Origin of the sequence: Pseudomonas sp. UC 17F4 (genome assembly GCF_900101695.1) — a bacterium.
Classification (GTDB): Bacteria; Pseudomonadota; Gammaproteobacteria; order Pseudomonadales; family Pseudomonadaceae; genus Aquipseudomonas.
Map to the genome: position 1 here is coordinate 3310918 of NZ_FNKV01000001.1, position 12624 is coordinate 3323541.

Consider the following 12624-nt stretch of genomic DNA (forward strand, 5'->3'; position numbering starts at 1 on the left):
CCCCACCGTCAGCCGAGTTTGCCCATGTCAGGATCAATGAGTGTAAAGGTGCGTAACCACGACTGGGCCAGTACCGCCCTTGGGCCTTTGCACCTGTGGCCGGCGCCCTTGCGCATTGCCGTGGACATGCTGCTGGCGTCAAAATTCCCCGGTTGCCTGGTCTGGGGGCCGCAGTTGGTGACCATTTACAACGATGCCTTCAAGCCGATCCTCGGGGCCAAGCCCGAGGCACTGGGACGCGGCTTTGACGAGGTGTGGAGCGAGGCCTGGGAGAACATCGGCGCGCTGGTCTTCCGTACCCTGTCGGGGGAGGCGATCTTCATCGAGAACTTCCCGTTGATGATCAATCGCAACGGCAGCCTCGAACAGGCCTATTTCACTTTCTGCTACAGCCCCATTCGAGACGAGCGCGGGGCGGTGGCCGGCTTTCTCGACACGGTGATCGAAACCACCGCCAGCGTCGAGTCGGCGCAGCAGTGGCGTCACCTGGCCAATACCTTCGAGCGCCAGGTGCAGGAACGCACCTCTGATCGAAACCATTTCTGGGACTTGTCCGGCGACATCATGGTGATTGTCCTGCCGGATTTGCGCATCAGTGCGGTCAACCCGGCCTGGAGCCAGATCCTTGGCTGGGCAGCAGACGAGGTGCTGGACACCTCGATCATGGACTTGCTGCATGCCGACGACCAACCGCAAGTCGCCTCGCTGGTCGAGCGCCTGCGCGCCGGCCAGCGCACCGAGAACACCATCAGCCGCTTGCGCCACAAGGACGGGCACTACCGCTGGTTCAACTGGGCAGCGGTACCCTCGGAGCTTGGTTTTACCGCCGTGGGCACCGACATCAGCCAGGAGCGCGAGCGCGAAGAGGCGCTGCGCCATGCTGAAGAACTGTTGCGCCAGAGCCAGAAGATGGAAGCCATCGGGCAACTTTCCGGCGGCATGGCCCATGACTTCAACAACCTGTTGACCGGCATCAGCGGCAGCCTGGAGTTGCTCGAACGACGCATTGCCCAGGGTAATCTGGACAACCTGCAGGTCTACCTTGATGCCGCTCGGGGTGCGGCCAAGCGCGCCGCCACGCTCACCCACCGCTTGCTGGCCTTTTCCCGGCGCCAGGCGCTCGACCCCAAGCCTGCCTGTGTCAACCAACTGGTGCAGGATATCGAGCAGTTGGTCCAGCAGACCGTGGGTAGCCATATCGATCTGCAGGTCCAGGTGGAGCCGGCGCCCTGGTGGGTACTGATTGATGCCAACCAGCTGGAAAATGCCCTGATCAACCTGTGCATCAATGCCCGCGATGCCATGGGCGCCGGTGGCTGCCTGCGCATCACCACCGCTAACGAACGTCACGAGCTGGCCCTGGAGGGCGAAGACAGCCTGGGCCCGGGTGATTACTTTGCCTTGCAGGTGCAGGACAACGGCCACGGCATGAACGCCGATATCGTCGCACGGGCCTTTGACCCGTTCTTTACCACCAAGCCGGTCGGCCAGGGCACCGGGCTTGGCTTGTCGATGGTCTATGGCTTTGTCCGTCAGTCAGGGGGCCGGGTGTGGATCGATTCGAGCCCTGGCCAGGGTACCCGGGTGAAGGTCCTGCTGCCGCGCTATGTGGGCGAGCTGCCGCAGCCGCTGGCCGGCCAGCCGGGGCGCAAGCGCTACCCACGCGCCAATGGCGAACGCATCCTGCTGGTCGACGACGAGAGTACCTTGCGCTTGCTGATCAAGGAGGCGCTGGAGGAGGAGGGCTTCGAGGTGTTTACCGCCGCTGACGCCAACAGCGCGCTGCAGCAGTATCGCCAGTTGGGCACGGTTGACCTGGTGATCACCGATATCGGTCTGCCAGGCGGCTTCAGTGGCCGTCAGGTGGCCAATGCCCTGCGCATGCTGCAGGCGCAGCAGAAGGTGCTGTTGATCACCGGCTTCGCCGAACAGGAAGTGACCGACCAGGAGGTGCTGGAGCCCGGCATGGCCCTGATGACCAAGCCCTTCGCCCTGCAAGACCTGGTGCATCAGGTACACGAGATGCTCGAACCGGTTCAGCCGGTGGTTTGCGAACTTTCCCCGCTGGCGCGCTGACTGGCCAGGCGCTCGAGCATCAGGTAGGTCAGCGTGGCTACCAGCAACGGCAACAGAAAGTAGATCGCCCGGTAGCCAATCAGCGCCGCGAGCAGCGTGCCCTTGCCGTGGGTGCCTTGCAGCAGGGTCAAAAACACCGTCTCGAGTACCCCAAGCCCGGCCGGAATATGAGTAATGACCCCGGCAATGCTGCTGATCATCAGTACCGCCAGCACGGTCGGGTAGCTAGCCCCCTTGGGCAGCAGGATGAACACCACCAGCGCCATCAACGACCAGTTCAGAGCGCCCATCACCACTTGCAACGCTGCCAGGCGGATGCCTGGCAGGGTGATTTGCTGCTTGCGAAAGTGCCAGGTGCGGCGAGTCGCGAAGGCGCACGCCAGCAGGTAAGCCATGACCACCAACAACAGCGCTGCACCGATCAGGCGCAGGCCGGTATTGCCGATCTCCATGCCCGCTGGCAACTTCGGCAGCCCGCAGACGAACAAGCTGCCGGCCACCGCGAAATAGCCTGCCCAGTTGGTCAACAGCCCCAGGCTGAGGATCCGGGTGATGGTCGCGACCTTGAGGCCGAGGCGGCTGTACAAACGGTAGCGCAGGGCGATGCCGCCGACCCAGGCGCTGAGGTTGAGGTTGAAGGCGTAGCACACGAAAGCCAGCGGCAACACCTGGCGCGCCGGCAAATGATGCCCGGTGTAGTAGCGCCCGAGCAGGTCGAAGCTGCTGAACAGGGCAAAGCTGCACAGGGTTACGCCTGCAGCCATTGCCAGGGTGCGCCAGCGATAGGAGGCCAGGGCTTGGTACACCTCTTGCCAGTCGAGGTTTTTCAGCACGCTGAACAGCAGCACCGGCACCAGGATGAAGAACGCCAGGGTCAGCGCCTGGCGGGCACGGCGCCAGTGCTTGTGCTGCTTGCTCATGTCGGCTTGCCCGCAGGTTGCTCGCCGTCATACAGCGGCTTGAGCCGTGGTACATGGGCCGGCAGCCAGCCGATCACGGCCGGGAATCGGCGGATGAAGTGAAAGGTCAAAAAGATCAGCGGCGCCCGCCACCAGTAGCCACGCAGTGCCCGCTGCAGGCTCACCGGTTTGCAGCGGTGGGCGGTAAGCTCCTGCAGGTGTTCATGCAGGCGGCTGTTGAAGGTCTGGTCGCGGATGACCAGGTTGGCCTCAAGGTTCAGGGCCAGGCTCAAAGGGTCGAGATTGCTTGAGCCGACCGTCGACCAGTGCCGGTCCACCAGTGCCACCTTGCCGTGCAAGGGCCGTTCGCAGTACTCGAAAATGCGCACGCCGTCGCGGATCAGGTAGTTGTACAGCAAGCGCGAGCACAAACGCACCCAGGGCATGTCGGGCATCCCCTGCAGCACCAGGGTAACCTTCACGCCCCGGCGCGCGGCATTGCGGATCGCCCGCAGCAGGCGGTAGCCGGGAAAGAAGTAGGCATTGGCAATGGTGATCCGCTCGCGGGCGCCGTTCAGCGCCCGCAAGTAGTGCTGTTCGATGTCGTTGGGGTGATCCTGGTTATCGCGGATGCACAGGGTCATGCTTGCCTGTTCGCTGTCGGCGGCGATCGGCACCCGGCGTTGCCACCAGCGCCGGGTTCCGGGCTTGAGCGCGCTCTGTTGCTCCAGCAGGGTCAAGGTGGCGCGCTGCAGGTCGGCGACGATCGGCCCGCGCACTTGTACCGCGTAGTCCTGCTTGGCCATCGGTCCGAAATCGGCCAGGTGATCGGCGCAATAATTGATGCCGCCAACAAAACCGACCTCGCCATCGACCACCAGGATCTTGCGGTGCAGGCGGCGAAACAGATTGGTGCGCATGCCCAGGCGTTTCGGGCTCGGGTCGAAGGCCTGCAAATGCACGCCGGCGTCGCTGAGCTCGCGCAGGTAGTCAAGGCTCAGGTCTGCGGTGCCATAACCGTCGACCAGCATCTCGACCTTTACCCCGCGCCGGGCGGCGGCGATCAACAGTTGCTGCAACTGCTTGCCGACCTTGTCTTCAAAGATGATGAAGGTTTCCAGGAGGATTTCCGCCCGGGCCTGCTCGATCGCGGCAAAGGCGCTGGCGAAATAGTCCTCGCCGTTGATCAGCAGTTGCACCTGGTTGTCAGGTCGCCATTGGCTGTTCACAAGAGCACCTCCACTGCCAATGGCAGGTGATCGGACAGGTGGGTCCAGGGCTTGCGCGCCATGACCTTGGGCGCCTGTGCGCGGGCATTGCGCAGGTAGATGCGGTCCAGGCGCAACAGCGGCCAGCGCGCCGGAAAACTGCGTGCCGGGCGACCATGGGCCTGGCTGAACACTTCATTCAGGCCGCATTCGGCCAGCACTGCATCCGCGCGCTGGCGCCAGTCATTGAAGTCGCCGGCGACGATCACCGGCGCGTCGTTCGGCAGGCTGTGCAGTAATTCGCAGAGCAGGTGCAACTGCTGCTGGCGCTGGCGCTCGTCCAGGCCCAGGTGCACACAGACGGTATGCAGCTCGCACTCGGCGGGCAAGGCCAGTACCGAATGCAGCAAGCCGCGCTGCTCGGTGCCATGGACGCTGACATCGAGGTTGGCGTGGCGCCGGATCGGGTATTTCGACAGCAGGGCATTGCCGTGTTCGCCGTCCGGATACACCGCATTGCGGCCGTAGGCGAATTCTGGCCAGAGGCTGTCGGCAAGAAACTCATATTGCGGCACATCCGACCAGTTGCGGTGGCGCAGAGCGTGCTGGCGGTGGCTGCCGAGCACTTCCTGGAGGAACACCAGGTCGGCGTTTTCGCTGCGTACCGCCTCACGCAGTTCTGGCAGCACGTAGTAACGGTTAAGCGCGCTGAAGCCCTTGTGCGCATTGACCGTCAGCACCCGCACCCGCTGCACGGCCGGCGCCGCCGCCAGGGCGGCGCTGGGTTGCACCTGGCTCATGAGGTGCTGCCCTTGCCGAGCATCTGCGCGACCTTGGCGGTCAACTGGGCGAACTCGAAGGGTTTGCAGATCATCTGCATGCCGGGGTCAAGAAAGCCGCCGCGGGCCACCGCGGTTTCGGCATAACCGGTGATGAACAGCACCTTGAGTTGCGGGCGCAGTTGCCGGCCGATTTCCGCCAGTTGCCGACCGTTCATGCCTGGCAGCCCGACGTCGCTGACCAGCAGGTCGACCGCTTCTCCGGCCTGCAGAATGGCCAGGGCGACATTGGCATCCTCGGCCACCTTGCACGGGTAACCCTGGTCACTCAGCACCTGATGCACCAACTGGCGCACAGCGGGGTCGTCCTCGACAATCAGCACCGTGTGGCTGTTGCCGCAAGGTGGCGCCGGCGTTGCTGGCTCTTCGCTTTCACGGTTGGGTGCGGCGTGGCGCGGCAGGTAGACATCGACCCGGGTGCCGTGGCCGATGCGGCTTTGCAGCGCCACATGGCCCTGGGACTGCTTGCTGAAGCCATACACCATCGACAGCCCCAGGCCCGTTCCCTGGCCGATTGGCTTGGTGGTGAAGAACGGGTCGAAAGCGCGGTCCAGGGTACTTTGCGGCATGCCACAGCCATTATCGTTGAAGCTGATCAGCACATAGTCGCCAGCGGCCAGCGAGTGGCCACCGAACAGGCTGCCGTCCTGGCGCTGATTGCTGGCGCTGACGGTCAGGCGCCCGCCGTTGGGCATGGCGTCGTGGGCGTTGCTGAGCAAGTTGCCGAGGGCTTCCTGCAGCTGCGCCGGGTCGGCTTCCACGGCCCACAGATCCGCCTCGATATGCAGTTGCAGCTTGATCTGCGGGTCAAGCAACGGCTGCAGGCGCTCGGCCGTGAGCAGGGTGGCAACTTCCACGGGCTGGGCATCGAGCGATTGCCGGCTGGAAAACGCCAGCAGGCGGTGGGTCATGCTGGCGGCGCGTTTGACCGCCGCCTGGCTGAGGCTGAGCAGGGCGGGCAGGGCGTCGTGGCGACCCTGCTGCAGGCGTTTGCCGATCATTTCCAGGCTGCCGCCGATGCCAGTCAGCAGGTTGTTGAAGTCATGAGCGACGCCGCCTGCGAGCTGGCCGATGGCTTCCATTTTCTGCGCCTGGCGCAGGTACTGTTCTTCTTCGCGCAACTGGCGCAATTGCTCTTCGACCCGTTGGCTCTGGCGCTCCAGTTCCTGGCCCTGGTTGCGTGCCTGGTACTGGCGCCGCCGCGCACGCAACGAGGAGTGGGTCAGGGCCAGCAGGTTGTCGGGTTCGAATGGATACTGCAGCAGGAACAGGTTGCCGAGCGCGGCGTGCTGGCTTTGCGGCGGGCTCTGGCCCTGGACTGGCGGGCCCGTCAGCAGCACCACCGGCAAGTCCGACCAAACCGGCTGCTTGCCAAGGTAAAGGTGCAAAGGCGAGCGTACGCTGCCGTCCAGGCAAGTGTCGGCAATGATCGCCAGGCCCACGCCTTGCTCCAGGGCAAGGCCCAGGTCTTCCATGCTGGCCGCTTGCAGCGCCTGGATGCCGGCCTGGTCGAGCAGGCGCTGGGCCAGCTGGCTAAGCTGGGCCGGGGCCAGGATCAGCGCTCGTTCGGCATTGGCTAACGCGTCGCCCACGGGTGTTCTCCTTTGATAACGCTCAGGCAAGCACCGCCGGTGCCTGCCGTGTTCGCACTATCTCTGGACCACAGGCTGGGTTGAGGGGTTCAACCGGGTTGTCAGACGGTCGTTTGCAAACCTACAGGCCTTGCTGCACCAACGGATCGTCGGGGTTCTGCTGCTCCAGCTGGGCCAGCAGCACCTGCACATTCTGCAACTGGCCGGTCTCTTTCCAATACTCGATCAGCAGCACCCGGGCCTTGCGGTTGGCCGGTTGCCGGGCAAGGATGGTTTCCAGTTGCTTTTGCGCGGCGTCGACCTGCTCCAACTGATGCAGGCTGGTGGCCAGGGTGTAGCGGTAGTCATTGTTGTCCGGCTCCAGCTCCAGGGCCCGGGCAAAGGCCAGCAGGGCGTATTCGTCCTGGCCGTGGCGCAGCAGCCAGCGGCCCAGTTCATGTTGTAGAAAGGCCGAGTCGGGACGTTGTTGCAGGGCCTTGGCCAGCACCTGGCGCGAGGCGTCGGTCTGGTTCTGGCGCTCCAGCAACTGCACCTGCGCGGCCAGTGCTTCGAGGTTATCCGGCGCCAGCTGCAAGGTGCGCTCAAGCGCCTGCGCGGCCTCCTGGTAGCTGTTTTCATGCAGGTACAGCTGCGCCAGGTGCAACTGCGCGCTGGCATCGTCGTCGCGCTGCGCCAGCACCTGCTGATACTGCTCCAGCACCTCTTGCAGCGGGCCGAAGTACAGGCCGATGTCATCGGCGCTGAGCCCCAGCAGGGCATCGACCACGGCAAAGCGTACGCTTTGCTCCTCATCATCGAGCAACGGCCCGAGCACCAGGCTGCGCTGGGCGCCGGGCAGCATCGTCTGGATACTGGCGATGGCCGCGCGACGCACCAGCGGCTCGTCATGCTGCAGGTCGCGGCTGGCCAGTTTCAATGCCAGCGGCGAGGGGTAGTTGGGCAGTTCGGCGTACAGGCTGGCGCGGCGGATCGGCGACAGGTCATTGCGCCCCAGTTGCTGGTAGAGCACCCGGGCGGCGCCGGGCTGGCCGTCATGGGCCATGGTCAGGGCCTTGGTGTAGCTGTGCTTGAGGGCAGGCGTCGGCGCCGGGCTGTCGTCACGCCAGAAATAGCCACCCAGGCCGAGGATGATGAGCAGGGTCAGGCTGATAAGCGTGTACTGGCGCTGTTTCGACATGGTGAATCCGAAGCGTGTCGCGGCTGCAAAGGCTTGAGCTTGGGTCACGAGGGCCGGTGACGTCAAATGTAAAAGGGGGGTGGGTCCCTATCGCGGGGCAAGCCCGCGCCTACAGATATCGCAGCGATGCCAAACCTGTAGGCGCGGGCTTGCCCCGCGATTGGCCATAAAAAAGCCCCGCAAGCGGGGCAAAAGGCCGGTCAGAAACCAACCAAAGGAGCCGTTGAATCAGTTCGCCGCAGCCACGCTTTCGGCCTGCCAGCCGCCACCGAGGGCCTTGTAGATGGCGACGATGCCGCGGTACAGGTCGACTTCGCCCTGGGCCTGGGCATCTTCGGCGCTCAGGCGTTCGCGTTCGGCGTCGAGCAGCACCAGGTAGTCGACCGTGCCTTCGCGGTAGCGAATCGAGGCGAGATCGGCCGCCTTGCGGCTGGCTTCGCTCTGGCGCAGCAGGGCCAGCAGCCGTTGCTGGCGTTTGCTGTAGTCGCTGAAGGCGTTTTCCGATTCTTCCAGGGCCAGCAATACCTGCTGCTCATAGTTGGCCAGGGCGCCCTCGGCATCGGCGTTGGCGCCGCGCAGGCGGGCGCGCACGCTGCCCAGGTCGAAGGCCGCCCAGGTAATACTCGGGCCCAGGGCCCAGGCCTTGGCGGCCGAGGAGCCCAGTTGCGAGCCGCGCCCGGCGGTAAAGCCGAGAAAGCCGCTGAGGCTGACCCGGGGGAACAGGTCGGCGGTGGCCACGCCGATGTTGGCGGTTGCCGCTGCCAACTGGCGCTCGGCGCTGCGGATATCCGGGCGGCGCTTGAGCAGCTCGCCGGGGTCGCCCACCGGCAGCGCCTTGGCGATGGCCGGCAGTTGCGCCGGCGACAGGTCAACCGCCAGGGCGTCCGGGCGCTGGCCGAGCAGGGTGGCGATGCGGTTGCGCGCCCGTACCTGTTCGGCCTGCAGTTGCGGCACACTGGCCTCGACCGCCGCCAGGCGGGCATCGGCCCGCACCACATCAAGGTCGTTACCGACCCCGGCGTCACGCAAGGTTTCGGTGATACCCCGCGAATCCTGCTGGGTCTTGAGGTTGGCCAGGGCGATCTTCTCGCGCAATTGCGCACCGCGCAGCTGGCCATAGGCATCGACCAGCTCGGCGATCAGGCTCACTTGCAGTTGCTGCAGGTCGGCCTGGGCGGCGTCCTGCTCGGCTTCGCTGGCTTCAAGTTGACGCTGGATGCGACCGAACAGGTCCAGCTCCCAGGCCATGTCCAGGCCCAGGTCATAGCGTTCGCTGTTGACCCGATCTTCGCTCTGGCCAGGCACCTGGCCCTTGCCCAGGTCGGCGCTGGCGCGGCTGGTGACGGTGGGCAGGGCGTCGTTGCTGACATCGTCGCGAATCGCCCGCGCCGCTTTCAGGCGGGCGAAGGCCACGCGCAGTTCGCGGTTGCCGTCCAGCGACTGGCTGACCAGTTTGTTCAGCACCGGGTCGTCGAACTGCTTCCACCAGATGCTTTCAAAACGGCTGCGGTCGAAGGCGGCCTTGGCGCTCGGTTCGTTGGCCGCGCTCAATTGCGCCGCCGCGGTGTCCGGGGCCTTGTAGTCCGGGCCCACCGCACAAGCGGCCAGGGCCAGCACCAGCAGGCTGGGCATAAAGAATTTCACACTGCGGTTCATGCATGAGTCTCCAGCTTCAGCGCACGCGCCGCTTTGCGGGCCTGGCTGCGTTCCACGTAACGGCGGATCAGGACAAAGAACACCGGCGTCAGCAGCAGACCGAAGAAGGTCACCCCGATCATCCCGGAGAACACCGCCACACCCATGGCATGACGCATTTCAGCACCGGCGCCGGAGGAGAACACCAGCGGCACCACACCCATGATGAAGGCGATCGAGGTCATCAGGATCGGCCGCAGGCGCAGGCGGCAGGCTTCCAGTACCGCGGCCAGCGGGTCGAGGCCTTCGGCCTGTTTGTCCTTGGCGAACTCGACGATCAGGATGGCGTTCTTGCACGCCAGCCCCACCAGTACGATCAAGCCGATCTGGGTGAAGATGTTGTTGTCGCCACCGGACAGAATCACCCCGGTAATCGCCGACAGCAGGGTCATCGGCACGATCAGGATCACCGCCAGCGGCAGGCTCCAGCTTTCGTACTGGGCGGCCAGCACCAGGAAGGCCAGCAGTACGCAGAGCGGGAAGACGAACAGCGCGGTGTTACCGGCGAGGATCTGCTGGTAGGTCAGCTCGGTCCATTCGAAAGTCATGCCGTTGGGCAGTTCTTCCTTGAGCAGTTTCTCGATGGCCTTTTCCGCTTGCCCGGAGCTGTAGCCCGGTGCTGCGGCACCGTTGATCTCGGCGGTGATGAAGCCGTTGTAGTGCATGACGCGGTCCGGCCCCGAGGTGTCGCTGACCTTGATGAAGGTCGCCAGCGGGATCATCTCGCCCTGGTTGTTGCGCACCTTGAGCTGGCCGATCTGCTCGGCTTCAAGGCGGAACTGCTGCTCGGCCTGGACGTTGACCTGGTAGGTGCGGCCAAAGCGGTTGAAGTCGTTGGCGTACAACGAACCCAGGTAGATCTGCAGGGTGTCGAAGATATCGCTGATCGCTACACCGTGGGTCTTGGCCTTCTCGCGGTCGATGGCAGCATCGACCTGCGGCACGTTGACCTGGTAGCTGGTGAACAGCCCGGCCAGCTCCGGCACGTTGTGGCTCTTGGCGATGATGTTCTGGGTTTCCTTGTACAGCGCTTCATAACCCAGGTTGCCACGGTCTTCGATCTGCAGGCGGAAACCACCGATGGTGCCCAGTCCCTGTACCGGCGGCGGCGGGAAGATCGCGATGTAGGCGTCTTCGATATCGGCGAACTGCGCGTTCAGCGCGGCAGCAATCGCGGCGGCCGACTGGCTCGGGTCCTTGCGCTCGTCGAAGGGCTTGAGCGGGGTGAAGACGATGCCGCTGTTCGGGCTGTTGGTGAAGCCGTTGATCGACAGGCCCGGGAAGGCCACCGAGTCAGCCACGCCCGGTTGCTTGAGGGCGATCTCGCTCATCTTCTTGATCACCGCCTCGGTGCGGTCAAGGCTGGCGGCATCCGGCAGCTGCGCGAAGGCGACCAGGTACTGCTTGTCTTGCGCCGGTACAAAGCCGGTAGGCGTCGACGAGAAGCCCAGCCAGGTCATGATGATCAGGCCGCCATAGACGAACAGGGCGATGCCGCTGCTGCGGATGACCCGGCCGACAGCGCCGACATAGCCATGGCTGGCACGGTCGAAGAAGCGGTTGAACGGGCCGAACAGCCAGCCACCGAGCAGGCGTTCGAGCACTTTCGAGAAGCGGTCTTTGGGTGCGTGGTGCTCCTTGAGCAGTACCGCGGCCAGGGCTGGCGACAGGGTCAGGGAGTTGAAGGCCGAGATCACCGTGGAGATGGCGATGGTCAGCGCGAACTGCTTGTAGAACTGCCCGGTAAGGCCGGAAATGAACGCCGCCGGCACGAACACCGCGCACAGCACCAGCGCCGTGGCGATGATCGGCCCGGTCACTTCGCCCATGGCCTTTTGCGTGGCTTCCAGGGGCTTGAGGCCCAGGCCGATGTTACGCTCGACGTTTTCCACCACGACGATGGCGTCGTCCACCACGATACCGATGGCCAGTACCAGGCCGAACAGCGACAGGGCGTTGAGCGAGAAGCCGAACAGGTGCATCACCGCGAAGGTACCGATCAAGGAAACCGGAACCGCCACCAGCGGGATGATCGAGGCGCGCCAGGTCTGCAGGAACAGGATGACCACCAGCACCACCAGGATCAGCGCTTCGAACAGGGTGTGGACCACCGCCTCGATCGAACCGCGAACGAATACCGTTGGGTCATAGACAATGCTGTAGTCCATGCCTTCAGGGAAGTCCTTCTTCAGCTCGGCCATTTTCGCTCGGACCTCGTCGGAGATCTCGATGGCGTTGGAGCCTGGGCGCTGGAAGATCGGGATGGCCACGGCCGGCTGGTTGTTCAGCAGCGAGCGCAGGGCGTACTGGCTGGAGCCGAGCTCAACGCGGGCGATGTCCTTCAGGCGGGTGATCTCACCATCGGCGCCGGAGCGGATGATGATGTTCTCGAACTCTTCTTCACTGACCAGGCGGCCCTGGGTGTTGACCGACAGCTGGAAGCTGGTGGCCCCGGGTGCGGGTGGCGCGCCAAGTTGACCGGCGGCTACCTGACGGTTCTGCTCGCGAATGGCGGCGACCACGTCGCTGGCGGTGAGGTTGCGCGAAGCGGTCTTGTTCGGGTCGAGCCAGACCCGCAGCGAATAGTCGCCCATGCCGAACAGTTGCACGTCACCGACACCGCCCAGGCGCGCCAGTTCATCCTTGATGTTGAGGATGGCGTAGTTGGACAGGTAGAGCATGTCGTAACGGTTGTCCGGCGAGGTCAGGTGCACGACCATGGTCAGGTCGGGCGAAGCCTTGTCGACGGTAATACCGATACGCGTAACTTCCTCGGGCAGCTTGGGCTGGGTGCGGGTCACGCGGTTCTGCACCTGAACCTGGGCGTTGTCCAGGTCGGTACCGAGGGCGAAGGTGACGGTCAGAGTGACCTTGCCGTCGGCGGTGGACTGCGAGGACATGTAGAGCATGTTCTCGACCCCGGTAATCGCCTGCTCAAGCGGCGCGGCGACGGTTTCGCCGATCACTTTCGGGTTGGCGCCGGGGAAGTTGGCACGCACCACCACGGTGGGCGGTACCACTTCCGGGTATTCGCTGATCGGCAGCTGGAACAGCGAGATGCTGCCGGCGATCAGAATCAGCAGCGACAGCACCGCGGCGAAGATCGGCCGGGTGATAAAAAACTTGGAAAAATTCATC

At 64.4% G+C, this 12624-nt stretch carries 8 protein-coding genes; 1 reads left to right on the forward strand and 7 read right to left on the reverse strand.

Annotation, left to right across the window (positions count from 1 at the left end; all coding sequences use genetic code 11):
- Nucleotides 1–48: 48 nt before the first annotated feature.
- Nucleotides 49–2076, forward strand: coding sequence for a hybrid sensor histidine kinase/response regulator (locus BLR26_RS15225; protein WP_256326725.1), 2028 nt, complete (start codon nt 49–51; stop codon nt 2074–2076).
- Here the strand turns inward: BLR26_RS15225 and BLR26_RS15230 are convergent.
- The 7 genes from BLR26_RS15230 to BLR26_RS15260 form a co-directional block, all read right to left on the reverse strand.
- Nucleotides 2037–2996, reverse strand: coding sequence for a lysylphosphatidylglycerol synthase domain-containing protein (locus tag BLR26_RS15230; protein ID WP_093381954.1), 960 nt, complete (start codon nt 2994–2996; stop codon nt 2037–2039). The two genes, BLR26_RS15225 and BLR26_RS15230, sit on opposite strands and share 40 nt — an antisense overlap.
- Entirely contained in the window at nt 2993–4204 is a 1212-nt protein-coding gene (gene clsB / locus BLR26_RS15235; RefSeq protein WP_045198102.1) for a cardiolipin synthase ClsB, read from the reverse strand. Before clsB ends, BLR26_RS15230 begins: the two co-directional genes overlap by 4 nt.
- On the reverse strand, nt 4201–4983 hold the full coding sequence (locus tag BLR26_RS15240) for an endonuclease/exonuclease/phosphatase family protein (RefSeq protein WP_093381964.1): 783 nt from the start codon (nt 4981–4983) through the stop codon (nt 4201–4203). The genes clsB and BLR26_RS15240 overlap by 4 nt, the downstream gene beginning before the upstream one ends.
- Nucleotides 4980–6614, reverse strand: a complete 1635-nt coding sequence (locus BLR26_RS15245; RefSeq protein WP_093381980.1) for an ATP-binding protein — start codon at nt 6612–6614, stop codon at nt 4980–4982. The genes BLR26_RS15240 and BLR26_RS15245 overlap by 4 nt, the downstream gene beginning before the upstream one ends.
- A 121-nt stretch (nt 6615–6735) precedes the next feature.
- The gene (locus tag BLR26_RS15250) at nt 6736–7791 is read right to left on the reverse strand and encodes a tetratricopeptide repeat protein (RefSeq protein ID WP_045198106.1); all 1056 of its coding nucleotides are present in this window, start codon (nt 7789–7791) and stop codon (nt 6736–6738) included.
- Nucleotides 7792–8019: 228 nt separating this feature from the next.
- Nucleotides 8020–9447 (reverse strand): efflux transporter outer membrane subunit, encoded by a 1428-nt coding sequence (locus BLR26_RS15255; RefSeq protein WP_093381983.1) that lies wholly within the window; start codon nt 9445–9447, stop codon nt 8020–8022.
- Nucleotides 9444–12623 (reverse strand): efflux RND transporter permease subunit, encoded by a 3180-nt coding sequence (locus BLR26_RS15260; RefSeq protein ID WP_045198110.1) that lies wholly within the window; start codon nt 12621–12623, stop codon nt 9444–9446. Before BLR26_RS15260 ends, BLR26_RS15255 begins: the two co-directional genes overlap by 4 nt.
- Nucleotide 12624: the final 1 nt, after the last annotated feature.